This is a genomic window from Waltera sp., assembly GCF_046969025.1.
Lineage (GTDB): Bacteria > Bacillota > Clostridia > Lachnospirales > Lachnospiraceae > Acetatifactor > Acetatifactor acetigignens.
This window is the reverse complement of the sequence record NZ_JBKVQF010000012.1, coordinates 27,032-53,212: the sequence shown is the minus strand read 5'-3', so window position 1 is coordinate 53,212 and position 26,181 is coordinate 27,032. Positions and strand designations below refer to the sequence as shown.

23 protein-coding genes are annotated in these 26,181 nt (G+C 47.5%); 20 read left to right on the top strand and 3 right to left on the bottom strand.

The window, feature by feature from the left end; translation table 11 throughout:
* Positions 1 to 50 precede the first annotated feature (50 nt).
* The gene (locus ACLTOH_RS08385; RefSeq protein WP_022313224.1) at positions 51 to 734 is read right to left on the bottom strand and encodes a phosphatase PAP2 family protein; all 684 of its coding nucleotides are present in this window, start codon (positions 732 to 734) and stop codon (positions 51 to 53) included.
* A gap of 130 nt (positions 735 to 864) precedes the next feature.
* Positions 865 to 1,824 (bottom strand): diacylglycerol/lipid kinase family protein, encoded by a 960-nt coding sequence (locus ACLTOH_RS08380; protein WP_412223909.1) that lies wholly within the window; start codon positions 1,822 to 1,824, stop codon positions 865 to 867.
* Positions 1,825 to 2,088: 264 nt separating this feature from the next.
* On the opposite strand from ACLTOH_RS08380, the gene glyA reads away from it, so the two are divergent.
* The 5 genes from glyA to ACLTOH_RS08355 all read left to right on the top strand — a co-directional run bounded on the left by glyA (position 2,089) and on the right by ACLTOH_RS08355 (position 8,379).
* Complete coding sequence (glyA, locus tag ACLTOH_RS08375; RefSeq protein ID WP_118504551.1) at positions 2,089 to 3,327, top strand: serine hydroxymethyltransferase; 1,239 nt, start codon at positions 2,089 to 2,091, stop codon at positions 3,325 to 3,327.
* Positions 3,328 to 3,464: 137 nt separating this feature from the next.
* Entirely contained in the window at positions 3,465 to 5,132 is a 1,668-nt protein-coding gene (locus ACLTOH_RS08370; protein ID WP_119623530.1) for a sulfatase-like hydrolase/transferase, read from the top strand.
* Positions 5,133 to 5,277: 145 nt separating this feature from the next.
* The gene (locus ACLTOH_RS08365; protein WP_022313220.1) at positions 5,278 to 5,721 is read left to right on the top strand and encodes an ACT domain-containing protein; all 444 of its coding nucleotides are present in this window, start codon (positions 5,278 to 5,280) and stop codon (positions 5,719 to 5,721) included.
* An 84-nt stretch (positions 5,722 to 5,805) separates the two neighbouring features.
* Positions 5,806 to 7,017 carry a homoserine dehydrogenase gene (locus ACLTOH_RS08360; protein WP_412223907.1) on the top strand — a complete coding sequence of 404 codons (1,212 nt, stop codon included), beginning with the start codon at positions 5,806 to 5,808 and terminating at the stop codon, positions 7,015 to 7,017.
* Between the two features lie 42 nt (positions 7,018 to 7,059).
* Positions 7,060 to 8,379, top strand: a complete 1,320-nt coding sequence (locus ACLTOH_RS08355) for an aspartate kinase (protein WP_117466294.1) — start codon at positions 7,060 to 7,062, stop codon at positions 8,377 to 8,379.
* Positions 8,380 to 8,421: 42 nt separating this feature from the next.
* Here ACLTOH_RS08355 and ACLTOH_RS08350 read toward each other — a convergent pair whose 3' ends face one another.
* Positions 8,422 to 8,973 (bottom strand): TetR/AcrR family transcriptional regulator C-terminal domain-containing protein, encoded by a 552-nt coding sequence (locus ACLTOH_RS08350; RefSeq protein WP_022313217.1) that lies wholly within the window; start codon positions 8,971 to 8,973, stop codon positions 8,422 to 8,424.
* 241 nt (positions 8,974 to 9,214) lie between these two features.
* On the opposite strand from ACLTOH_RS08350, the gene ACLTOH_RS08345 reads away from it, so the two are divergent.
* The 15 genes from ACLTOH_RS08345 to hemZ all read left to right on the top strand — a co-directional run bounded on the left by ACLTOH_RS08345 (position 9,215) and on the right by hemZ (position 26,032).
* Positions 9,215 to 9,790: a manganese efflux pump MntP family protein gene (locus tag ACLTOH_RS08345; protein ID WP_227733626.1), complete on the top strand. Its 576-nt coding sequence runs from the start codon at positions 9,215 to 9,217 to the stop codon at positions 9,788 to 9,790.
* 46 nt (positions 9,791 to 9,836) lie between these two features.
* Entirely contained in the window at positions 9,837 to 11,201 is a 1,365-nt protein-coding gene (locus ACLTOH_RS08340) for a radical SAM protein (protein ID WP_227733627.1), read from the top strand.
* Positions 11,202 to 11,355: 154 nt separating this feature from the next.
* Positions 11,356 to 11,748 carry a hypothetical protein gene (locus ACLTOH_RS08335; RefSeq protein ID WP_118669042.1) on the top strand — a complete coding sequence of 131 codons (393 nt, stop codon included), beginning with the start codon at positions 11,356 to 11,358 and terminating at the stop codon, positions 11,746 to 11,748.
* Positions 11,749 to 11,822: 74 nt separating this feature from the next.
* A complete protein-coding gene (locus ACLTOH_RS08330; protein ID WP_118539252.1) occupies positions 11,823 to 12,680 on the top strand; it encodes a DUF5685 family protein in 858 nt (285 codons plus the stop codon).
* A complete protein-coding gene (locus tag ACLTOH_RS08325) occupies positions 12,670 to 13,413 on the top strand; it encodes a J domain-containing protein (protein ID WP_337417755.1) in 744 nt (247 codons plus the stop codon). Before ACLTOH_RS08330 ends, ACLTOH_RS08325 begins: the two co-directional genes overlap by 11 nt.
* Before the next feature lie 207 nt (positions 13,414 to 13,620).
* Positions 13,621 to 15,747 (top strand): anaerobic ribonucleoside-triphosphate reductase, encoded by a 2,127-nt coding sequence (gene nrdD / locus ACLTOH_RS08320; protein ID WP_022313210.1) that lies wholly within the window; start codon positions 13,621 to 13,623, stop codon positions 15,745 to 15,747.
* Positions 15,748 to 15,779: 32 nt separating this feature from the next.
* Positions 15,780 to 16,301 (top strand): anaerobic ribonucleoside-triphosphate reductase activating protein, encoded by a 522-nt coding sequence (gene nrdG, locus ACLTOH_RS08315; protein WP_022313209.1) that lies wholly within the window; start codon positions 15,780 to 15,782, stop codon positions 16,299 to 16,301.
* 87 nt (positions 16,302 to 16,388) lie between these two features.
* Positions 16,389 to 18,785 (top strand): HD domain-containing phosphohydrolase, encoded by a 2,397-nt coding sequence (locus tag ACLTOH_RS08310; RefSeq protein ID WP_337545453.1) that lies wholly within the window; start codon positions 16,389 to 16,391, stop codon positions 18,783 to 18,785.
* A 388-nt stretch (positions 18,786 to 19,173) separates the two neighbouring features.
* A complete protein-coding gene (locus ACLTOH_RS08305) occupies positions 19,174 to 19,677 on the top strand; it encodes an SEC-C metal-binding domain-containing protein (protein ID WP_022313207.1) in 504 nt (167 codons plus the stop codon).
* Between the two features lie 96 nt (positions 19,678 to 19,773).
* Complete coding sequence (locus ACLTOH_RS08300) at positions 19,774 to 20,376, top strand: HdeD family acid-resistance protein (RefSeq protein ID WP_022313205.1); 603 nt, start codon at positions 19,774 to 19,776, stop codon at positions 20,374 to 20,376.
* 31 nt (positions 20,377 to 20,407) lie between these two features.
* Complete coding sequence (locus ACLTOH_RS08295) at positions 20,408 to 20,842, top strand: CBS domain-containing protein (RefSeq protein WP_022313204.1); 435 nt, start codon at positions 20,408 to 20,410, stop codon at positions 20,840 to 20,842.
* 31 nt (positions 20,843 to 20,873) lie between these two features.
* Entirely contained in the window at positions 20,874 to 21,398 is a 525-nt protein-coding gene (locus ACLTOH_RS08290; RefSeq protein WP_022155162.1) for an adenine phosphoribosyltransferase, read from the top strand.
* Positions 21,399 to 21,433: 35 nt separating this feature from the next.
* Positions 21,434 to 23,752 (top strand): RelA/SpoT family protein, encoded by a 2,319-nt coding sequence (locus tag ACLTOH_RS08285; protein WP_022313202.1) that lies wholly within the window; start codon positions 21,434 to 21,436, stop codon positions 23,750 to 23,752.
* A 56-nt stretch (positions 23,753 to 23,808) separates the two neighbouring features.
* The gene (locus ACLTOH_RS08280; RefSeq protein WP_262593416.1) at positions 23,809 to 24,468 is read left to right on the top strand and encodes an MBL fold metallo-hydrolase; all 660 of its coding nucleotides are present in this window, start codon (positions 23,809 to 23,811) and stop codon (positions 24,466 to 24,468) included.
* A gap of 106 nt (positions 24,469 to 24,574) precedes the next feature.
* Positions 24,575 to 26,032 carry a coproporphyrinogen dehydrogenase HemZ gene (gene hemZ / locus ACLTOH_RS08275; RefSeq protein WP_412200493.1) on the top strand — a complete coding sequence of 486 codons (1,458 nt, stop codon included), beginning with the start codon at positions 24,575 to 24,577 and terminating at the stop codon, positions 26,030 to 26,032.
* The last annotated feature ends 149 nt before the right edge of the window (positions 26,033 to 26,181 follow it).

Here is a 26,181-nt window from a genome sequence, read left to right as displayed (position 1 = left end):
TCACTGCATTTTTTATAGCTGCGCCGTCGGCGCACGTTTTGAAACAACCTTTAGCCGATCTGCGGTTTTGCTTTTCTCTTATTTCGGAACTCTCTGACAGCGATCAGCAGATCATAACGATATACCAGTGTGTACATCACAGCCGCCATGACGAATGCGGTAAGCACATCAAATACGGAATGCTGTTTGATGAACATGGTTGCCATAATAATGGAGACAGCCAGGATCAGGGAACCGATGCGGATGCCTTTTTTCTTCTCAAAGCATTTGCTGCGGATAATGGCAAAGTGTGCACCCAGAGAATTATATACATGAATGCTGGGCCACAGGTTGGTAGGAGTGTCTGTCCGATACAGAGCGGCTACCATACGGGTGAAGATATTGTCTCTCGGCATAACAGCGGGACGAAGGTGCTGTCCGTTGGGCCACAGGGTGGATACGATCAGGAAAATCGTCATGCCCGTGAAGAGGAAGATACAGGTGCGGTAATAATCCTCTTTGTTCTTGAAAAAGAAATAAATGACCACAGCCGATACATAGGCAAACCACAAAAAGTAAGGGATGACGAACACTTCACAAAAAGGAATATAATCATCCGCCGCCATATGTATGATCCGGTAATGTCCGGTAGTATTTTTCTCCAGCCAGGCGAACCAGGCCATGTAAATAATGCCATATATAATAAGAGGAATGGCATGTTTATATTTCAAATAGAAGATCCGTAATTTTTCCATAAAAACCTCATTTCTCTAAAAACCTATGTTCTAAAATCAATTTTAGTATAGCTATCGGAACAAAAAAATCAAGGCTTTTTTGGAATACTTAAGCATTCTTAAGAAAATCTTTAGAGTGTGTTAAATCTGTTTAAGGTGTGATCATCCGGATGGCACCGGGGAGACATTCCACCCGGAAACCGCGGCTCTTTCTTGTCACTTCTCCGTCTGTATGCACCCACAGAGGAGCGGAAGCTGTTATGGACATCTGTGTGGCGGTATGGGCATTGATGCCTTTGACAAAATAATGTTTGCCGAAAAAGGCAGTGGGCAGGGCCAGCAGAACCAATCCCTTGGAAATATTGCCTACGGAACAGAGATCCAATACCCCGTCATGATCGACAGCGGGAGGGCAGAACATGAAACCGCCGCCCTCGTAACGGTGACTCATACAGGTCACGAACAGAAAACGGGGGAGTTCTACGGATTCCTTTTTGTCATGTACCTTGTCCTCCAGTGTCAGCGTGCAGGAGACCTTGCGGGCAGTGATCAGCTGTTTTAAGGCGATACCCAGATAGGTCAGCTTTCCTAAGCCGATCCGGTTCATGGTATCCTTGATCCGGGAACTCATGGCTTCCGCACAGACGGCGGCATCAAAGCCGATCCCGCAGCTGACGGCAAAAAGCCTGGGTTCTTCCGGCTGGTCTTCGTCCAGATAGGTCAGTCTCCCCAGATCCATGGCTCTGGGAGTATTATTATGAAGGATCAGATTGAGAGCAGCCTTTGGATCCTTGGAAATTCCCAGATCTCGGGCCAGATCATTGCTGGAGCCGGTGGGAATGTAGCCGAGGATGACTTTGGAAGGATCTGCAATGCCCTGAAGGGTCTCGTTTATCGTGCCGTCCCCCCCCAGAACGATGAGCGTTAAGTCAGGCTCTGCAGCATGCTCTGCGGTGATCTGTGCGGCCAGCTGTCGGACTTCTCCGGCTTTCCCGGAAAAATAGGTCTGATATTCGGTATTGCCTGCTTTCAGAGCCGGCTCCACCTGTTCGGCCCAGATCTTTGCCCCTCTTCCGGAGCGGGAGGCGGGATTGATAATAATATGATACATGAGAATTCCCCATCTTTCGTAAAGTTGTAACTATTCAGAGCCGGGAAAAATTGCATAAATTCGCGAATCCTGCTTGCATGAATGAGCATAATTTTGAAAATTTTTATGGCGAATGAGGCTCTGAATAGTTATGTTAAAGTTTATTCTAACACACCAGGGGGCTTCTGCCAACATTGTTCATTTTCTATCTTTGCAAATAAAAGGTTCTATGCTATACTAAACCATAAGTTTAGCGAATTAACGTAACATAAGGAGGAATGAGGCATGTATTCATTGGATGAAGTAAAAAAAGTAGATCCCGAAGTGGCACAGGCCATTATTGACGAGGAGAATCGTCAGAACAGTCACATCGAGCTGATCGCATCTGAAAACTGGGTAAGTAAGGCTGTTATGGCAGCTATGGGAAGTCCACTGACCAATAAATATGCGGAAGGATATCCCGGCAAGAGATATTACGGTGGTTGTGAGTGCGTGGATGTCATCGAGAATCTGGCGATCGAACGTGCCAAGAAGCTGTTTGGATGTGATTATGCCAATGTACAGCCCCATTCCGGAGCACAGGCAAATATGGCAGTGCAGTTCGCTGTGCTGAAGCCCGGCGATACCATTATGGGTATGAATCTGGATCACGGCGGACATCTGACCCATGGTTCACCCGTCAATATGTCCGGTAAATATTTCCATGTAGTACCTTACGGCGTGGATGACAACGGTTTCCTGGATTATGACAGAATGAGGGAGCTGGCCCTGGAATGCAGACCCAAGATGATCATTGCAGGTGCTTCTGCATATGCACGTACCATTGATTTCAAAAAGTTCCGTGAAGTGGCGGATGAAGTCGGTGCGGTACTGATGGTAGATATGGCACATATCGCAGGCCTTGTGGCAGCAGGCCTTCATCCCAGTCCCATTCCCTATGCGGATGTAGTGACCACCACCACCCACAAGACACTGCGCGGACCCAGAGGCGGTATGATCCTCTGCAACAAGGAAGCCAACGAGAAATTCAATTTTAATAAAGCTATTTTCCCCGGCATTCAGGGCGGCCCGCTGATGCATGTCATCGCAGCCAAGGCTGTCTGCTTCGAGGAAGCATTAAGCGACGACTTTAAGGTATATCAGAAGAACATTGTGGACAACGCACAGGCATTGTGCAAGGGCCTGATGAGCCGTGACATTAAGATTGTCTCCGGCGGTACCGACAATCATCTGATGCTGGTAGACCTGACCCCTTACGGGCTGACCGGTAAGGCAGTGGAGAAGCTGTTGGATGCAGCTCACATCACCGCCAACAAGAACACCATCCCCAACGATCCCCAGTCTCCGTTCGTGACCAGTGGTATCCGTCTGGGAACCCCTGCGGTAACTTCCAGAGGTCTGAACACCGAGGATATGGATCAGGTGGCAGAGGCCATTGCCATGGTCATCAAGGGCGGCGAGGAACAGGTTCCCGCAGCCAGAGCCATCGTTCAGAAATTAACAGATAAATATCCTCTGATCTAGGCAGAAGCTGTTTGCAAAGGTCAGCCCGTACATGCAAATGTGCAGGCTGGCCTTTATTTATGTTGGAGTTGAGTTTATACAGGCGTCGTGTTAAAATGTTGGACGGAATACAAAAGAACAGCAGATAGAGGGAACAGATGAAAAAAGAGAAATGGAAAACCTTTGTGACGGACAGGTGGAAGGTGGCAGCGCCGGGACTGCTGGCAGCTTTTGCTGTCTGTTTTATTTTTTTTATTTATGCACCGTTGGAATTGTATGTTACGAACCAGACAGAATTCTGGTTTGATTTTTATAAGATATTAAAAGCGGTTCTGCAGAATTTTGCACTTTTTTTTGGACTGAATGTGTTGGGAATCCTTTTGGCAGCCTGTATCTCCAAAGTTTTTTGCCGGTTCGTTACGGCAGCGGAACTGGTGGTTTTGCTTACTTTATATGTGCAGGGCAATTTTCTGGTGAATCATATGCCGCCTTTCGACGGCACGGAAATCGTATGGGAGGACTACCGGGGAGAAAATATAAAGACAGCGATAGTGTGTATTCTCATAGCGGCAGCGGTCGTGACCGTGGCAAAGCTGCTTGGTGCAAAGAGATTTCAGGGAATCTGTATGGCTGTGAGTGCGGGACTTTCGGGAATTCTCATGATAACGCTTGTGACGATGACTGTGACCACAGGGGCTTACCGGGAGAGAACCACTTATTATGCACTGGAGAACGGACAGTACCGTCTGTCACAGGATCAGAATTTCCTGGTATTGCTGTTGGATGCGGTGGATGCGAAGACTTTTGAAGAAGTGATGGATTCGGATCCGGCCTATACAGAGACATTTGCTGATTTTACTTATTATCCGGATATGGTGGGAGCATATCCCTGGACGGCGTTTTCTGTTCCGTATATCTTATCGGGCAAATGGTATGAAGGAGAAGAATATTATCTGGATTACGCGGCGGCAGCTGTGGATGAATCAGGATTGTTCCGGGAACTGTCTGAGAGGGATTATGACATCGCATTGTATGAGTCTGATCCGTGGGTGACTTCGTATACCTATCAGTTTTCCAATATGGTGGAACTGCAGCATGAGGCGTATGTCTGGAAGTATTTCAGGCGGGCAATCTGCAAGCTGGGCGGCATCCGCTACGCACCGTTTTTCCTAAAGGAATACTGTTATCGGGCCATTGTACAGACGCAGGGGCAGCACAATGCCTTTGTGGACGAGAGCAATCCTCTGTATACCTGGGATCTCAAAGAATTTGCCACACATATGCAGGAAGAAGAGGTGACGTATCAGGAGGGAAAGTGTTTCCGGTATTATCATTTGCAGGGAGGGCATGTTCCTTTCCTGTATGATGCGGATCTGAATGCGGTAGGAGATTCTTCGTATACGGAGACGCTGGAGGCCAATATCAGGGTGATCGGTCAGTTTCTTGATAAGCTGAAACAGTCAGATCTGTATGACAATTCGGTTATTATCGTTATGGCAGATCATGGCTTTGATCCTCAGAATGAGGTCTCGGCATATGACAGACAGAATCCTCTGTTCCTGGTAAAAGGTGTGGGAGAGAGCCATCCGTTACAGACATCGCTTGTTCCTGCAGCTTACGAGGATCTTCAGGATGCATATGTGAGACTGATGGACGGAGCGGCGGGAGATGCGATTTTCCCATATCAGGAGGGAGAAAAAAGAGAACGCCGGTACATTTTTTATGAGAATACAGAACACGTCATGTATGAATGGTTACAGACGGGACCGGCATGGGATTTTAACGCATATCGTGAGACGGGGAACAAATATCCCCGCAAGAATTAGAGACAACCCCTGTTTTGAACTTTTTGGAATTTACAGCAAAAGGTTAAAAATGGGGGTTGTCTTTCATGCTTTACTGTGCTAGAATATCCCTCGGTGAAAAACAAGTGTCCGCACTACAGATACGAACCGGAAGAAAGGATAACATATGGGAGAAACGACCAAGTATTTTGTGGTGAAGCAGAAGGCGATCCCCGAAGTACTGTTAAAGGTAGTGGAAGCAAAGCGGCTTCTGGAGTCAGAGAAGGTTCTGACCATACAGGAAGCGGTTGATGCGGTAGGTATCAGCCGCAGTTCTTTTTATAAGTACAAAGATGATATTTTTCCCTTTCATGACAATTCCCAGGGAACGACCATCACTCTTACCTTTCAGATGGATGATGAACCGGGTATATTGTCGGATGTGCTGAAGATCATCGCAGAGTACCGGGCCAATATCCTGACGATCCATCAGAGTATTCCCATCAACGGAATCGCTTCTCTGACATTGAGTATTCAGGTATTGCAGACCACGGGGGACATTTCCCGGATGATTGAGCAGCTGGAGGGACAGCCCAGTGTACATCATGTAAAAATACTGGCAAAAGAATAAAATTTTTCACATGCAATTTGTGCCTGCGCAAGGTACTAAAGTACCTGAAAGTTTGCAGGCTATGAGAAAGGCAAGGGTTATGATATGATCAACGTTGCAGTATTAGGCTACGGCACCGTGGGCAGCGGTGTGGTGGAAGTTATCGAGAAAAACAAGGACATGGTGAACAAGAAGTCCGCACAGGAACTGGAGGTAAAATACATCCTGGATCTGAGAGATTTCCCCGGAGATCCTTACGAGGACAAAGTCATTCATGATTTCAATACGATCTTACATGACGACAGTGTGACCATTGTCTGTGAGACCATGGGCGGTGTCGGAGCCGCTTATCAGTTCACGAAGCAGGCTCTGGAACGGGGCAAGAGCGTCTGCACCTCCAACAAGGAGCTGGTAGCCAAGCACGGTCCCGAACTGCTGCAGATCGCCAGAGAACATAATTGCAACTATCTGTTCGAAGCCAGTGTGGGCGGCGGTATTCCCATTATCCGTCCGTTGAATTATTCCCTGACAGCAGAGAAGATCGAGGCTATCAACGGTATCTTAAATGGTACTACGAATTATATCTTAAGTAAAATGGAAAAAGAGGGTGCGGACTTTGCTGCGGTTCTGAAGGAAGCGCAGGACAAAGGCTATGCGGAGCGCAATCCGGAAGCGGATGTGGAAGGTTATGATGCCTGCCGTAAGATTGCAATTCTGTCTTCCCTGATGTTCAGTAAAAATGTGGATTCCGAGAAGGTTCCCACCGAAGGTATCACTAAGATCACAGCAGCGGATTTCGAATATGCCAATGCCACAGATCATACCATCAAGCTATTGGGCAGAAGCAGGGCCATTGATGATAATACCGCAGAGGTTATGGTAGCACCGTTTTTACTTTCCAAAGAACATCCGCTTGCCATGGTACATGGTGTATTCAATGCTGTATTTGTCACCGGCAAAATGCTGGGAGATTCCATGTATTACGGACGGGGCGCAGGTAAGCTTCCCACCGCCAGCGCGGTAGTATCGGATGTCATCGACTGTGCAAGACATCAGGGCAAGGTGATCATGTGCTTCTGGGACAAAGAGGAAGTAAAGCTGGCAGACATCGGCGAGGCCGAGAGAAGTTTCTTCATCCGGGCAAAGGCCGGAGCGGAAGATGCGGTTACAGCAGCGTTCCCCGGAGGCCGGGTGGTACATCTTAAGGACCGGAAGGAAGACTTCGGATACTTCACACAGAGTATGAAGGAAAAAGATTTTCAGGCAAAATACGAGGCACTGGGCGAGCACATGCTCGGCAGGATCCGTCTGGTATAAAAAGGATATACTATTATTAGATAGAGTTGAGGAGAAAATGTTATGTCAAAAGTAGTGAAATTCGGTGGAAGTTCTCTGGCGAGCGCAGAGCAGTTCAAAAAAGTAGGAAACATCATCCGGGCAGATAAGGAGAGAAAATATGTGGTACCTTCCGCACCGGGGAAAAGATTTTCCGATGACACCAAGGTAACGGATATGTTGTATGCCTGCTATGATCTGGCAGATCAGGGCAAGAGCTTCAAGGCAGAGCTGGATGCTATCAAAGCCCGTTATCAGGAGATCATCGACGGACTGCAGCTGGATCTGGATCTTGTCGATGAGTTCAAGACTATTGAGAAGAACTTTAAGGCAAAGGCCGGCAGCAATTACGCGGCTTCCCGTGGTGAATATCTGAACGGTATTATCATGGCAAATTATCTGGGCTATGATTTCATTGATGCGGCAACCGTCATCTTCTTCGATGAGAACGGCGAATTTGACGCAGCAAAGACCAATGAAGTACTGCGTGCCAGACTGGCAGAGAGCAAGGAAGCAGTTGTACCCGGCTTCTACGGTGCCATGCCCGACGGAACGGTGAAGACTTTCTCCAGAGGCGGTTCCGACATCACCGGTTCCATCGTGGCCAAGGCTGCCAAAGCGGATGTCTATGAGAACTGGACCGATGTATCCGGTTTCCTGATTGCGGATCCCCGCATCATTGATCATCCCGAGGCTATTGAGACTATCACCTATCGTGAACTTCGCGAGCTGGCCTATATGGGTGCTACCGTTCTTCATGAGGATGCCATTTTCCCGGTACGTCAGGAAGGTATCCCTATCAATATCCGCAATACAAACGCTCCCGAGGACAATGGTACCTGGATCGTGGGAAGCACCTGTCAGAAGTCCAAATACGTGATCACCGGTATCGCCGGCAAGAAGGGCTTCTGCTCCGTCAATATTGAAAAAGATATGATGAACTCCGAGATCGGTTTCGGCAGAAAGGTATTGCAGGCATTTGAAGAAAATGGTATTTCTTTCGAGCATGTTCCCTCCGGCATTGATACCATGACGGTATTCGTACATCAGGATGAGTTCATGCACAAGGAACAGAAGGTAGTGGCAGGCATCCACAGACTGGCCAATCCCGACGCCATTGACATCGAATCCGACCTGGCATTGATCGCTGTCGTAGGCCGTGGCATGAAGTCCACCCGCGGCACTGCAGGCAGAATCTTCTCCGCACTGGCACACAAAAATATCAATGTTAAGATGATCGACCAGGGATCTTCCGAGCTGAACATCATCATCGGTGTGGCAAATGAAGATTTTGAGACTGCAATTCAGGCAATCTATGATATCTTTGTGATCACAAGATTATAAGTTTATCAGATATAAAAAGACAGGTCAGTTCGACCTGTCTTTTTATGGTTCCGGATATTGGATCATATCCAGTATCGGAGTTCGTATAATATATTGGTAGGCCTCAAAAATTTTCTCCGCAGGGACTTCTTTCGGAGAGGAGAGCCATAACTTTAGAATTTCAATTAATAAGAGGGCATTATAATGTGCCAGTGACTGCGGTGTGATAAGTTCGCAGGGCATTTTCCTCATAGGATGTCTGGACAGAATCCGGAAAAAGGTCTGTTCACAGTAGTGTGAAAAAAATTCTCCGAAGCAATTCTGGCCTGTGGTTTCAAAAAGTCGATGATAATATTCCTTATTTTTTTCAAAACAGATAAACATCAGCTTGATGGCTTCCTGTTCCATATCGTTTTCGATCATGACTTCGACTTTGCTGCCGATGTCCTGGTCGAACAGAAACTCAATCACTTCGTATTTATCCTGAAAATAGTTATAGAAAGTAGGGCGGATCACATGTGCACCATCCGTGATCATTTTGATGGAAATCTTCTGAAAAGGCATGGTAAGCACAAGAGAACGAAAACTGTCTGCCAATAATTCTTTTGTCTTCATCACAGGACTCCTTTTCCTATAAAAGAACCGGGATAGAAATATTATAACCAAAAAACTTTCTTTTCTCAACTTTAAACGACACTTTTGCCAAAATGTCGCGGAATATTTACAGTTATCGAAAAAATGTAAGAGCAGGAAAAACGCTGTGCAAGGGTTGTATCTTACCATATGCCGGAAAATTGTTTAAAGTAAAAAATGAAAAGAGATAAAAACATTATAACGGGAGAAAGGGGTTGCATGGATGGCATGGTATGAAATTTTCATTGTATCGGTGGGACTATCCCTGGATGTCTTTACCTATGCATTATACAAAGGCGCTATGCTTTCCAGACTGGACAAAAAGCAGATCCTGAAAATGATCCTGCTGTTCACAGGATGGCAGAGCGGTGCAATGCTTTTAGGAAGCCTGATTTCGGAACTTCCGTACATTGCAATGAACTATCAGCGGACAGAAAGACTGTTCAGGGCGGCATCGGCAGTTATTTTTTTCCTGATCGGGATATGGCTGATCGTCCGGGCACTACATATGCGGGACCCGCTGGAACGAAGGGAAGATGCCTTCGCCTGGAGACAGCTATGCATTTGGGCCATGCTTACCAGTGTGGACAGTTTTCTGACGGGAATTGGCATGGGCTTTTTAGACACCAGAGTAACGGTGCAGATCATTCAGCTGGCAATTATGGCTGCGCTGGCGGTCATCGCCGGCATCTATGCGGGATATCGGATCGGGTGTCATGGAAGAAACCGTGTACTGATCAGTGGAGCGCTGATCTTCCTGCTTGCCGGCGTGGATGTATTGTTTCGATATTACATCTGAAATACCGTGATTCATAGAATAAATAGACAAAAGTGAGGTAAATCGTATGGCAGACGCAAAACACAAAGTTGAGAGAGCTGCATTTGGCGCAGCAATCGACGGAATTCTGAAGTATGTGAATAAGGACGAAACAGACAGAGAAAAGGCATTCTTAAAGCTGGTAGATCTGTCGGAAAAATTTATGGGAGATACCTTCCGCAAGGAAAGCTATGATGCGGCAAGACGTATGATCCAGGATCCGGACAGCAAATGGATGCAGTATGTGAACCGGATCTTAAACGAAGTGGATCCCCATGTCATCAAAATGTCCGCACTGGACTATGGTTTTGAGGCGGCGTTCTGCGGTAAAAAAGAGATCAACGAGATGCGTGTGAAACATCAGTGCAATATCCCCTGGCTGATCCTGATGGATCCCACCAGTGCCTGCAACCTGCATTGTACCGGCTGCTGGGCGGCAGAGTACGGCAATCGTCTGAACTTAAGCTTTGAAGATATGGATCGCATCGTTACCCAGGGTAAGGAACTTGGTATCTATCTGTATTTCTTCACCGGTGGCGAACCTCTGGTCAGAAAGGATGACATCATCCGTCTGTGCGAGAAACACGATGACTGTGGCTTCCATGCATTTACCAACGGCACGCTGATCGATGAAAAATTCTGCCAGGAGATGAAGCGGGTAGGCAACTTCTCCGTAGCTATCAGTCTGGAAGGCTTCGACGAAGTGAACGACTTACGCCGCGGCAAGGGCGTGTTTGATAAAGTAATGCATGCCATGGATCTGATGAAGCAGTACGGTCTGATCTTCGGAACTTCCATCTGCTATACCAGCAAGAACTATAAAGTAGTCACCAGTGATGAATTCCTGGATATGATCATTGAAAAAGGTGCCAGATTCAGCTGGTATTTCCATTATATGCCCGTAGGCAATGATGCATCTACCGAATTGCTCTTAGATCCGGACCAGAGAGAATATATGTATCACCGTATTCGTGAAATCCGTGCCATGAAGGGCGGAAAACCTATCTTTGCCTTCGATTTCCAGAACGATGGAGAATATGTGGGCGGATGTATCGCAGGCGGCAGAAACTACTGCCATATCAATCCAAACGGCGATGTGGAGCCCTGTGTATTCATCCATTATTCCGGTGCCAATATCAAGGAAGTAGATCTGCTGACTGCGTTGAAGCAGCCACTGTTTATGGCATACCGTGCGAACCAGCCTTTCAACTGCAATCACTTAAAGCCCTGCCCGATGCTGGAAAATCCGGAAATCTTACAGCATATGGTGCATGAGACCGGAGCACATTCCACTGATTTACAGTCACCGGAGTCTGTGGAGCATCTGTGCGGAAAGTGCGCAGAATACGCGAAAAACTGGGATGAACGGGCCCAGGAACTGTGGAATAAATAATAGTTCTTTTACAAAAGTTTATACTTAGTTAATTGCTTTTTGCCTTTCGGCATACCATAATGTAGGTAACATTCAGAGGAGACTTCGCGAAGGAGACTCTGAAAGATTTGGATAATGTGTCCCCTGTATGGTGGCGGACGAAAGGTGGTACTTCATGAAAGAGAAGTTACAGCGTTTCATGTGGGGGCGTTATGGCAACGACCGCTTCAATCAGTTTTTGATGATTGTGGCTCTGGTCTGCCTGACGCTCTCTTTTTTTGGTCTGAGAATATTTTATGTGCTGGCTCTGGCCCTGTTAGTCTATGCGTATTACCGGATGTTTTCTAAAGACCTGAGTAAGAGGAGTGCCGAGAACCAGTGGTATCTGAAGAAAGAAATGAAGGTTCGCGGATGGTGGCAGCGAAAGAAAAAGGCTATTGCCGGTCGTAAGGAGTACAAGATCTATAAATGCCCGAAATGCGGACAGAAGATTCGGGTACCCAGACATAAGGGGAAGATCGCAATCCGGTGCAGAAAATGCGGTGAAGAATTTATCCGCAAGACCTGACGGGAAAATCCTGTGGCAGGATCACGGGAAATGAAAATTGGAATACAGAAATATAGGAAAGGGTGGTGAGCCAGATGTTCGGATATATTGTGATCAATCAGTCGGAAATGAAATTTAAGGAGTATGATGTTTATCGATCCTATTATTGCGGATTGTGTCAGAGCCTGAAGGAACGTTACGGTGTCCTGGGGCAGCTTTCTCTGAATTACGATATGACTTTTATCCTGATGCTGCTCACCGGCTTATATGAACCGGAGGAGCAGGAGGCCCAGTGCAGATGTGTGGCCCATCCTTTGGAAAAACATCCCACAAGAAGAAATCTGTTTACGGATTATGTGGCAGATATGACGGTACTTTTTTCCTGCTATAAAGCGGAGGACGACTGGGAGGACGAGCATAGTCTGAAGGGACTGGTGTACAGTTATCTGTTGGGAAGAAAATTCCGTAAAAAACCGTTATTATATCAGGAAAAAGTAAGAAATATCTCACTGGCCATGCAGGATTTTGCGGATGCGGAAAAGCAGGGCAATGCGGATATTGATACCATGGCGGGATTGTTTGGCAGAGTCATGGCACAGATTGTATCCTGTCGTGAGGATGAGTGGAAGGACAATCTGGAGAGACTTGGATTTTTCCTGGGAAAATTCATTTATCTGTTGGATGCCTATGAGGATATCGAGCAGGACCTCAAAAAAGGAACCTATAATCCGTTAAAGAAACGGTATGAGGAACCGGGCTTTGAGGAGGAATGCCGGCAGATCCTGACCATGATGATGTCGGAGTGCTGTAAGGAGTTCGAACAGCTTCCTATTTTACAGAATGTGGATATTCTGCGGAATATTCTGTATTCCGGTGTATGGTGCCGTTATGAGATCGTGCGGAAGAAACGGATGAAAGACAGTGCAAAAGAGGTAACGGGAAATGACTTATGATCCATACAGTGTTCTGGGAGTGAGCAGAGATGCCTCCGAGGAGGAAATAAAAAAAGCATATAAGGCACTGAGCCGGAAATACCATCCCGATGCCAATATCAACAATCCCAATAAGGATCAGGCGGAAGAAAAGTTCAAGGAGATCCAGGCAGCCTACCAGCAGATCATGAAGGAGCGGACCGAAGGCTACAGTTACGGTGGCGGATATGGCAGGCAGACCTATGGTGGTAGCGGAAGCGGCTACGGTGGAAGCCAGGGATATGGCGGCTACGGTCAGGGATTTGGAGACTTCTGGCAGCAGGCAGGCTGGCAACAGCAGACTTCTGGCTATGAAGAAGAGCCCAGACTGCGGGCAGCCGGTAATTATCTCAGAAACGGCTATTACAGAGAGGCCAGAAATACGTTGGACGGCATGGGAGAGCATGAGAAGACGGCCAGATGGTATTACTACAGTGCCATGGCACACATGGGCCTTGGAAATAATGTAGCGGCGCTGGAACATGCAAACAAGGCGGTGGCGCTGGATCCCCAGAATATGGAATACCAGATGCTCCTGCAGAGACTACAGAGCGGGGGACAGTGGTATGAGAGCAGACAGGCAGCCTATGGCTATCCCCATGTGGGTGGCAACGACCTGTGCCTGAAAATTTGTCTGGCCAATCTGTTCTGCAACCTTTGCTGTGGCGGTGGCGGTTTATGCTTCGGCGGTTATGGTGGAAGAGGAATGTTTTAAAAAAGATACTTGCTTTTTCCATGTATCCTCACTATAATATTAGATACAAGATGTAGATACGAAATTACTTGGAAAACACAAAATCTAGTGAGACACTATGATTTGCAGAAAAAGTCGTGTCGGGAACTTGCTTCCGATGCGGCTTTTCTTTCGGCTTATGCAGGAATTCGTATCTTATGGGAATGATATAAAGTGAGGGAAACAGCAATGAAGATTCAGAAGAGAGACGGCAGAGTAGTGCCCTATGAAGAGGAGAAGATCCGGGAAGCAATCCATAAGGCCAACAATGAAGTGGAGGAGCGGTATCGTGCCAGTGAGGGACTGATCGAGGAGATTCTGGAGGATGTACAGCAGGAGGGCAGACAGACCCAGACCGTGGAGCATATCCAGGATATGATCGAAGAGCATCTGGTAGAGCACAATAAATATACTCTGGCAAAGAAGTATATTGTATACCGTTACCAGAGAAGTCTGCTTAGAAAGTCCAATACTACGGATGAATCTATTTTAAAACTGATCCGGAATGAGAATAAGGAGCTGGCGGAGGAAAATTCCAACAAGAATACCCGTCTGGCTTCCACTCAGAGAGACTATATTGCGGGTGAAGTGTCCCGTGACGTTACCAGACGTCTGCTTTTGCCGGAGCATATTGCCATGGCGCACGACAACGGTGTGCTGCATTTCCATGATGCGGATTATTTCATCCAGCCGATCTTCAACTGTTGTCTGATCAATATCAAGGACATGCTGGACAACGGCACTTCCATTAACGGCAAGATGATCGAGTCTCCCAAGAGCTTTCAGGTGGCATGTACCGTGACCACCCAGATCATTGCGGCAGTGGCCAGCAACCAGTACGGCGGCCAGAGCGTCAATATCAAGCATCTGGGGAAATATCTGCGTAAGAGTAAGGAAAAATTTGCAAAACAGCTGGAGGAAGAATTCGGGGATACTCTGGATCAGGCAGCCAAGGACAAGATCGTGCAGATGCGTGTGCATGACGAACTGAAATCCGGTGTGCAGACCATCCAGTATCAGATCAATACTCTGATGACCACCAACGGACAGTCTCCTTTTGTCACACTTTTCCTGCATATCGATGAGAATGACGAATATGTGGAAGAGACCGTGCAGATCATCATGGAGATCCTGCGTCAGCGGATCGAGGGGACCAAGAATGAGAAGGGCGTCTATGTGACTCCTGCTTTCCCGAAGCTGGTCTATGTATTGGATGAAAACAACTGCTTAAAGGGCGGAAAATATGACTATGTGACCAAACTGGCCGCACAGTGCTCTGCCAAGAGAATGTATCCCGACTATATCTCCGCGAAGAAGATGCGCGAGAATTACGAGGGAAATGTATTTTCCTGCATGGGCTGTCGTTCTTTTCTGTCTCCCTGGAAGGATGAAAACGGAGAGTACAAATGGGAAGGACGCTTCAATCAGGGCGTTGTCAGCATCAATCTTCCGCAGATCGGTATTCTGGCAAAAGGAAATGAAGAGAAATTCTGGAAACTGCTGGACGAGCGTCTGGAACTGTGTTATGAAGCATTGATGTGCCGTCACAAGGCACTGGAAGGTGTGGTATCCGATGTGAGCCCCATCCACTGGCAATACGGAGCCATCGCCCGTCTGAAGAAGGGCGAGACCATCGACAAATACTTGCACAATGGTTATTCCACCATGTCTCTGGGATATATCGGACTGTATGAGACCACGTATCTGATGAAAGGATGCAGCCAGACCGTGGAACCCGGCAAGGAATTCGCCCTGCGTGTCATGGATTATATGAAGGATCGCTGCGCAAAATGGAAAGAGGAGACCGGTATTGCATTCAGCCTCTACGGAACTCCTGCTGAGACACTGTGTTATCGTTTCGCAAGGATCGACCGGGAAAAATACGGTGATATTTCCAATGTCACCGATAAAGGATACTATACAAATTCTTATCATGTGGATGTACGGGAGAAGATCGACGCATTTACCAAATTTAAGATCGAGAGTGAATTCCAGAATAAATCTTTGGGAGGCGCGATCTCTTATGTGGAGGTACCTAATCTGACGAATAATGTGGAAGCCATCGAGGAAGTGATCCGTTTTATTTACGATAATATCCAGTACGGTGAGTTCAACACCAAATCCGATTATTGCCACGTCTGTGGCTATGACGGTGAGATCATGATCAATGATAATATGGAATGGGAGTGCCCTCAGTGTCACAACAAGGATCATGCGAAAATGAATGTCACCAGAAGAACCTGCGGTTATCTTGGAGAGAACTTCTGGAATGCCGGCAAGACCAAGGAGATCAAGGCAAGAGTTCTTCATCTGTAATATGCAGATAGTAAAAGGGAAGGAAATGTCCTATGAATTATGCGACGATCAAGAAAACGGACGTGGCAAACGGTCCCGGCGTGAGAGTATCGCTGTTTGTCAGCGGTTGTACCCATCATTGCAAGGGATGCTTTAACAGTGTGGCCTGGGATTTTCAGTACGGACAGGCTTACACGCTGGAAACAGAACAGGAGATCTTACAGGCACTGGCCCCGGACTATATCCGGGGCTTAAGCTTATTGGGCGGCGAACCTATGGAACCGCAGAACCGTGCAACGGTGCTTTCTCTGGTAAAGAAAGTAAGGGAAATTTATCCCCGGAAGACGATCTGGTGCTATACCGGCTATGATTTTGATAAGGATCTTCTGGCCTGGATGGAAGCGGGAGATCCGGTGATCACGAAACTTTTACCGCTTCTGGATGTTATCGTGGACGGAGAATACAAGGAAGAGTGCCGTAATTTACGTCTGCCTTTTCGCGGATCTGAGAATCAGCGGATTTTGGATGTACCATTGTCTTTAAAGGAAAAATGTGGTATAATTTTACATACATAAGAGGATTCGGGTCGAAAAAGGGATATCGGTTCGAAAATAAAAACAAAAGTGTGAGGGAGTAATACAAGTATGGAGAGCTTTCTGGATATGACATTAGATAGAAATCTCTACATCGGTGTTCCGGTGGGAGCCTTTTTGTGCTCCCTTTTTCTGTTATTCTGCTTTTTCAATACCATGAAGAGCCGGACAGTCCGTAGTCTGAGGGCAGTGCTGACTTCCTGCCTGGTGTGGACCGGTGGGGTGATTCTCATGCGGCTACAGGTATTTCCGGGAATTCGTTTCTGGCATAATTTTGCACTGTTTGGTCTGCTGGTGATTCCAGTGTTTATGTATGCATTTCTATTTGGTTTTCTGGAAATTACGGAGCATGACGCGCTGATCTATATCTATGGAGTCCTGACGACAGCTCTGGTTCTGGGCAATGCCTGGAGTGGCGCGATCCTGCCGGCACCGGAAGTGACGACCCGTGCCGATGGAACTTATGTCTATATGTATCATGCAACATCCGGAATCTGGGTGTTGACGGTATTGGAGGTCTCGGTATTGGTCTATGCCACTTATCTGGCTCATTGCAAGATCGGTGGAGACCTACAGTTGCGTAAAAAACTACAGCCGCTGTTACTGGGAACCCTGTTTGTTTTGATGGGAAATCTGCTCTGCCTGATTCCGGGAAGCGTCTTTCCGTATGATATGCTGGGCTGCGTTGGTATGGCGGTGTGCATGGTCTATATCATGTACAAGCAGTATCTGTTTGATTTTTCCTATCGTGTAACGGTAGGTGCAGTATATTTTCTGGCAGTTGTGGTGGCATCCCTGCCGTTGGTCATCCTGTCTCATAATCTGGAAAATGTGCTGGGAAGTCTGGAGCGGGCGGTAACGCAGAAACTGCTGATCTATATCGTTCTGCAATGTGCCTGGACGGTGCTGGTGGTAGCTTTTGCCAGAAAGCGTCTGGAGGATATCCTGAACCAGAAGCAGAAGCATATGCTGGAGGGACTGCGGAAATTCCAGGACAGAGCGGCATCCATTTTAAACCGTAAGGAATTGTTTGCCAATATGCATGACATTCTGGATGATGCAATTCCGGGCTGGAAATCCAGAATCTTTGAGAAAAATATAAATGATGACGGTTACCGTGAGGTGGTACAGAGCGGACATATCCCGCTGGGCGAAGATGAGGTGGAGAGAGTCTGTGGCATCGTAGAGCAGGAAGAGACAAAAGAGACACCGGAGATCGCCCTGTTAAAATATGATAATATGGTCTGTGGATTTGTATATATGGAGCGTCTGCGGGAGAGTAAGCTCAATTACCGCGAGGCGGACTGCATCCGGCAGATGGCAAATATTGCTTCCGGCAGTCTGAAAAACATTGATGCTTATGAAAAGGTATATCAGGTATCCATTCATGACGAACTGACCGGCCTGTATAACCGCAGCTATTGTGGAGTGTATCTGCGCCGCGATGGTGCCTTGGGAGAAGAACGGGGCTTTTTATACATGGACATGGATAATTTTAAGTTATACAATGACCTGTACGGAGAACAGACCGGCGACCGGATTCTGCAATGGTGCGCGAAGAGATTTTTGGATAATGTGGAGAACGGAGAGGTATTCCGGGTAGGATCCAATGAGTTTCTGGTCTCTGTGCCGGAGACCGGCAGGGAACCACTGGTGGCACTGGCGGAGAAACTGACCCGGGCAGTACAGGAGAATGCTACAAATAAACCACAGGTCATGCAGCCCATTACATTCAGCGTTGGTGTGGCATGGTATCCCGGTCTGGCAGCGGATGCGCTGGAATTGTTCCAGCAGTCCAAGCGGGCGGCCTTTTATGCGAAGCGTAATGGTAAGGACCGGATCCAGGTATATGAAGGCGGTATCAATGAGGAGAGCCAGGATAAGGAGACCGGTTACGAGCAGGTGGCGCCTACGGTGTATGCACTGGTGGCGGCTATTGATGCGAAGGATTCCTTTACTTTCCAGCACTCCACCAATGTATCCCAGTATGCGGTATTGCTGGCCCAGAAGCTGGGCTTGTCCAGAAACGATATCCAGACCGTAAAGGTGGCAGGCCTTTTGCATGATATCGGTAAGATCGGTATCCCGGAGAGCATCCTGAAAAAGGCTGGAAAGCTTACGAATGAAGAATATGAGATCATGAAGAGCCATGTGGAGAAATCCATCGAAATGATCCACTATCTGCCGAATATGAACTATGTGATCCCCGCGGTCGTTTCCCATCACGAGAGATATGACGGCAAGGGTTATCCCAGAGGAATCAAGGGAGAAGAGATTCCGTTTCTTGGTAGGATCCTGGCGGTGTGCGACAGCTTTGATGCCATGATCTCCAAGAGAGCATATAAGGAGCCCCTGAGTGTGGAATACGCTATGGGGGAACTGGAGAAAAATAAAGGAACCCAGTTTGATCCGGAGGTGGCAGATGCTTTTATTGAACTGATCAAAGAAGGAAAAGTTCCCCTGTAGGAACTGATAGCAAAAAAAGAGGCACCCACGGGTGCCTCTTTTCAAAAGGGGAGGATTAAGTATTATCGTATCTTTCGTAAGATCAAAGGAGGGGATCCGATGATAGTAGTAGTCTGTCCCGGATTTGTGGGTTTATACATCCCCGATTGATATTTTTTTGTTGTTTTTGAGGACGAGTTGTTATATACTATGATTAATAATTCTGCCAATAGGTGAACTGCCTGACTGCTTGCAGGCAAGGCAGTTCACCTATTGAGCGGATAAACAGACATGAGCATGGAGGACGCCAGTCCGAAATGCGAATGGATGTGACGATTTCGAGAGCCCGAAGGGCGGAGAAATCGTATTATTAAATATTTAATTATTATGTAAGGATGGTATTACAATTATGAATTTAATGGAACAGTGGAGATCAGTAGCATATAATGAGGCAACCGGCAAAGAGAAGCTGCAGCAACTCTGGGCAGCTTATTTCCAGGAGGAGAAGGAAATCTACGCACAGCTTCTGAAGAATCCCGATGAAGTAGTAAAGGGTACCGTGAAGGAACTGGCTGACAAGTTCAAAGTATCTCTGATGACCATGACCGGATTTCTGGATGGCATCAACGACAGCCTGGTAGAGCAGAACCCTATTGATGATCTGGAAGAGGATACTCAGGTAAACTTAGGCTTCGATAAGGCTCTTCTGTACAAGAACATGGTAGCAGCAGAAGCCGACTGGCTGTACAATCTGGAAGAGTGGAACGATATCTTTGACGAAGAGACCCGTAAGGAACTCTACAAAGAGCAGAAGTCTTCCACTACCATTGTGAAGGAGCAGAAGGTTTATCCCAATGATCCCTGTCCCTGCGGAAGCGGCAAGAAGTACAAGAAGTGCTGCGGCAGAAAGTAAATTGAACATAAAGGGGGTTTTCCGCAGGTTTGCAGAGAGCCCCTTTTTCGTTTTCCCTGAGTTTAACATTGTTTTACAGGAAAGGAAGGGTTACATATGAAAATGCTGAAAGAATTGAAATGGGAAGCAATTCTTACCGGTGTGCTGTATATTCTCTTAGGAATCGTGGCACTGGTGATCCCGGAGACCATGCAGAAGACACTGGGGTATCTGATCGGTATCGTATTGATTGTGGCAGGACTGGTATCTATTATCTGCTATCTGCTCAGGGATGCCAGAGAGAACTATTATCACAATGAGTTTGTATTCGGTATTCTCGGAATCGTGTTGGGAGCAGTAGTCCTGTACAAGGTAGAGATCGTCATCTCCCTGATTCCCTTTATTCTGGGAGTACTGGTTCTGTGTAGCGGATGCAGCAAACTGCAGGATGCCATTGACCTGAAAAGACTGGATTACGGCAGCTGGCTGGGACTTCTTATTGTGGCGGCAATCAACATCATTCTCGGAGTGGTACTGATCTACAATCCGTTCAAAGCAGCGATTCTGTTGTTCCGTGTTCTGGGAGTGGTACTGATCCTCAGTGGTGCCGGCGATTGCTTTTCTACGATTTATTTTGCGCGCAAGCTCCGGAGATTCAAACAGGAGCAGGATGCCTTGGACAGTACCTTCGAAGAGGTCGACCCTAAGGATCAAAATTAACGGACACAAAAGAACAAGCAGGAGGAACATTGTGAATATTGCATCTTTTTTGTCCCCGAAGGAGGAGGTTACTTTTCTTCGGGACGATATGACTATCAGACAGGGGCTGGAGAAGATGAAACGCTACGGTTACACAGCGGTACCGGTGATCGATGCCGAGGACCGGTATGTGGGCGTAGTCAGTGAGGGAGATTTTCTGTGGAATATCTTGAACCACAATAGTGAGCTGGATACTATTACCATGAAGAGTCTGGAAAAGCTGTCCGTGAGGGATATCATACAGAGTGGCAAGATCCGGCCGGTATGTATCGATACCAACATGGAAGAACTGCTGGGACAGGCGCAGATGCAGAACTTTGTACCGGTGATCGATGATAGAAATGTATTCATCGGAATTATTACCAGAAGCGAGATCATCAAATATTTTATTAAAAAACAGATTGAAGTAGCAGAAAAGCAGCTATAATTCGTTAAATAAGAGAAAGGTGTGTAGAATCATGAAAAAGTTGGAAGAATATGTAAAGAGCATTCCCGATTTCCCGGAGAAGGGTATCATTTTCCGTGATGTCACAAGTGTACTGCAGGATGCGGACGGACTGCACCTGGCGATCGATACCATGCAGGAGAAGATCAAGGATCTGGATTATGATGTGGTAGTAGGTCCCGAGTCCCGCGGATTTATCTTCGGAACACCGATCGCATACAATAATCATAAGCCCTTTGTATTGATCCGTAAAAAGGGAAAGCTTCCCAGAGAGACCGTATCTGCCACGTATGATCTGGAATATGGTTCCGCTACCATCGAGATGCACAAGGACAGTATCAAACCCGGTCAGAAAGTTCTGATCGTGGATGACCTGATCGCTACCGGAGGTACCACCGAGGCTATGATCAAACTGATCGAGTCTCTGGGTGGTGAAGTAGCCGGCGTGGTAGTGCTGATCGAACTGGCAGGACTGAAAGGCCGTGAGCGCATTAACAAATATCGTCTGGAGTCAGCCATCTGCTACGAGGGAAAATAAGACATCGATAAAAATAATATGGAGCTGTTTCGTCTATGACAGAAGAGAAGAACGAAGTCATTTTTGATGATGACAAGATAAGTAAATCAGAAGAATTCGTGAATCCGGATGAATTATATCAGGAGCTTATTCAATGTGTGCAAAAATATCATCCCAGTGATGATATTTCCATGATCGAGAAGGCCTATAAGGTCGCCAGCGAGGCTCACAAAAATCAGTTCCGGAAGTCCGGAGAACCTTATATCATCCATCCATTGAATGTGGCAATCATTCTGGCGGATCTGAAACTGGATAAAGAGACCATCGTGGCAGGTATCCTGCACGATGTGGTGGAAGATACCGTGATGACGGAGGAGGATCTTAGGAGAGAATTCGGTGATGATGTAGCACTTCTGGTAGACGGAGTGACCAAACTAGAGAAAATTCCGCTGTCCGGCAGCAACGGAGAACAGTCAGATGCCAAGTTGGAGATGCAGGCAGAGAATCTGCGTAAGATGTTCCTCGCCATGGCGAAGGATATCCGCGTCATTATGATCAAACTGGCGGATCGTCTGCACAATATGCGCACGTTGAAGTACAAGACGCCGGAGAGCCAGCAGAGGATTGCCAAGGAGACGCTGGAGATTTATTGCCCCATCGCCCAGAGACTTGGTATCAGCAAACTGAAGATCGAACTGGATGACTTGTCGCTGAAGTATCTGGAGCCGGATATCTATTATGATCTGGTGGATAAGATCGCTGTCCGTAAGAGCGTCCGTGAAAAATATATCCAGGGTATTGTGGATGAAGTCAGTGAACATATTAAGAATGCCGGCATCGAAGCCAAAGTCGATGGCCGTGTAAAGCATTTTTTCAGTATTTATAAGAAGATGAAGAACCAGCACAAGACGCTGGATCAGATCTATGATCTCTTCGCGGTGCGTATCATCGTGGAGACGGTGAAGGACTGTTATGCGGCACTGGGTGTGATCCATGAAATGTATAAACCCATTCCGGGGCGCTTCAAGGATTATATTGCCATGCCCAAAGCAAATATGTACCAGTCCCTGCATACGACGCTGATCGGCAGCAACGGACAGCCTTTCGAGATCCAGATCCGTACCTTTGAGATGCACCGCGTGGCGGAATACGGTATTGCCGCCCATTGGAAATACAAGGAGGCTTCCGACGGCAAGAAGCCGGAGGTACAGGAAGAAGAGAAGCTGGTATGGCTGCGACAGATCCTGGAGTGGCAGCGGGACATGTCGGATAACAAGGAATTCATGAACCTGCTGAAGAACGATCTGGATCTGTTCTCCGACAGCGTATACTGCTTTACTCCTACCGGTGAGGTCAAGAACCTTCCGGCAGGATCTACCCCGATTGACTTTGCTTACAGCATTCATTCTGCTGTTGGTAACAAGATGGTGGGAGCGAGAGTCAACGGGAAGCTTGTGACCATTGATTATAAGATCAACAACGGAGACCGGATCGAGATCATCACTTCGCAGAACTCCAAGGGTCCCAGCCGTGACTGGCTGAATGTGGTAAAAAGTACCCAGGCCAAGAACAAGATTAACCAGTGGTTCAAGAATGAGTTAAAGGAAGACAATATTTTAAAGGGCAAGGATCTGCTTTCCGGCTACTGCAAAGCCAGAGGCATCAATCTTGCCAGCCTGCAGAAGCAGGAGTATATGGATGCCATTATGCGCAAGTATGGATTCCGGGACTGGGATTCTGTACTGGCGGCCATAGGACACGGTGCTCTGAAAGAGGGTCAGATCGTCAACAAGATGCAGGAGTTGTACGACCGTGACCATAAGAAAGAGATGACCAACGAGGAAGTTCTGGCAAGCATTGCGGAGAACAATGCAGCAAATGCGCAAAGTGGTGTGAACAAGCCGATCCTCATGAAGTCCAAGAGCGGTATCGTAGTAAAGGGCATCGCGGATCTGTCGGTGCGTTTTTCCAAGTGCTGTTCTCCTGTGCCGGGGGATGAGATCGTGGGTTATGTGACCCGTGGAAGAGGTATCTCTATTCACCGTACCGACTGTATCAACATCATCAATCTGCCGGAGATGGAGAGGGCGAGATTGATCGATGCGGAATGGCAGCCGGAGGAGGCACATGCGGAGAAATATCTGGCGGAGATCAAGATCTATGCCAACAACCGTAACGGATTGTTAGCGGATATTTCCAAGGCGCTGACGGAGAAAAATATTGATATTATGTCCATGAACACCAGAACCAACAGACAGGGACTGGCAACGCTGCAGACGACCTTCGAGATCAGCGGCAGAGAGGAACTGAACCGTATCATTGACAAGATCCGGGGCATCGAGAGCGTCATTGACATCGAGAGAACCACAGGCTGATAAGGTGATGTCCGGAAAACGGCGGAACCTGTCGGGAAACAGAAAGTGAGATTATTATGAGCAATATCCGTATCGGACATATGACGCTGGGAATCTATCAGACCAACTGTTACTTTGTATACAGAGAGAACAGTGATAAAGTGCTGGTATTCGACCCCGCGGATCATGGAGAGAAAATTGAGGAGGCGCTTGGGCAGCACGGACTACATACAGCAGCGATCCTTCTGACCCATGGACATTTCGACCATATCGGTGGCTGTGAGGAATTGAAGGCGGCAGCGGATGCCTATGCCGGGGATCATGGAGAGAACCCCGTGAAAATATATGCCGGGGAGGCGGAGAAAAAGTTTCTTCTGGATACGAAGAGCAACCTGTCGAAAGATATGGGACGCCCGGTAACGGTCACCGCGGATGTGTATCTGAAGGATGGCGAGGAACTGGATCTGGATGGCATCCGGATCAAAGTTCTGGCAACGCCCGGACATACCGCAGGCGGTGTCAGCTATTATTTCCCAGAGGGAGGGTTCTTAATCTGCGGGGATACCCTGTTCCAGGAATCCGTGGGAAGAACCGATTTCCCCACCGGCAGTATGAGTACGCTGGTGCGTTCGGTGAAGGAGAAGCTGTTTACTCTGCCGGAGGATACGGTAGTCTATCCGGGACACGGCGACAGCACCACCATCGGACATGAGAAGAAATATAATCCGTTTTGCTAATAGGGTTCTGAATAGTTACAATACTGAAATATATTCGGGCACAGAAAGAGTTATCTCTGTGCCTGTTTGATTCGCGATTCCTCCGACGAAAGGAATCGTCTGCGGAATGGAGATTACAATGAAAGTAGTGAAATTATCCCATCCTAACTATGAATATGATGTACATTCTCTGGTGAAGGCTTTTTATGCGGAGGACCAGGTCACGGTCATCACCCCGGAGACAAAACCGGAGAAGCTGGCAGAGCTGGAACCGCAGGTCAGTCTGGAAATCGAACTGGCCGAGACCGGAGCGAAGATCCGTGTGGGAGAAGAGGATTTTCTGTGGGATGCAGAGACAGAAAACCTTGCAGATGGGTATAAGAACGGTCTGAAACGTTTCCTGTACCGCACCTTAAGCAAGGTGACCGGGCAGAAACTCCCATGGGGAAACCTTACCGGCATCCGTCCCACGAAGATCGCCTACGGTATGCTGGATGAGGGCAGAAGCGATGCAGAGATTTTAGAATTCATGGAGCAGAGCCATTATGTCAGCGAAGAGAAGGCACTTTTGGGAATCGATATTGCGAAGAGAGAGCGGGATCTGTTAAAAGAGATTCATTACGAAGGTGGTTACAGCCTGTACATTGGGATTCCGTTCTGCCCTACAACCTGTCTCTATTGTTCCTTTACCTCTTATCCGATCGCTGCATTCCGCAGGCAGGTGGATGCCTATGTGGACGCTGTGATCAAAGAGATGGATTATGTGGCGGAGAATTTTAAAGATAAGGTACTGGATACCGTCTATATCGGCGGTGGTACGCCCACCACACTGGAACCGGAGCAGCTGGACCGTCTGATCACGGCATTAAAGTCCAAGTTTGATTTCTCTACCGTGAAGGAATTCACTGTGGAAGCCGGTCGTGCCGACAGCATCACCAGAGAGAAGCTGGAGGTACTGCATCGTCACCAGGTCAGCCGTATCTCCGTGAATCCCCAGACTATGAAGCAGGAGACACTGGATATCATCGGCAGAAAAGCCAGCGTGGAACAAGTGCTTACGGCATATAAGCTGGCGAGAGAGGTCGGCTTCGACAATATCAATATGGATCTGATCCTGGGACTGCCGGGAGAACTGGAGGCGGATGTACAGCGCACCATCGAAAAGATCGTGGAGCTGGCCCCGGACAGCCTGACCGTTCATTCCCTGGCCATCAAGCGTGCATCCCGCCTGAACCAGTGGATCCAGGAGAACGGCGTCTCCATGCTTCACAACACCGACGAAACCATGAAGATCGCGGCGGCGGGAGCTGAGAAGCTTGGAATGAAACCTTATTACCTCTACCGACAGAAGAACATGTCCGGCAACTTCGAGAACACCGGCTACGCCCGCCCCGGAAAATACGGCCTGTATAACATCCTCATCATGGAGGAGAAACAGACCATCGTGGCTTTGGGAGCCGGAAGCATCACCAAGAGAGTCTTCCCCGACGGAAGAATCGAGCGGTGTGACAATGTGAAGGATGTGGGACTGTATATTGAGAAGATTGATGAGATGATCAAGAGGAAGAGGGAATTGTTTACGTAAAACAGGGGAAATCGTTTGTATAGTAATAATATCAAAAAAATAAGAATAGTTGCTGATGTTGCCAGTGTTTTTGCGGAAAGTCTTGAAAGGAGGAAACTATATTGGGCTGAACAGTTGCATACTGGCATCGTATTATAGCATGCGAAGGA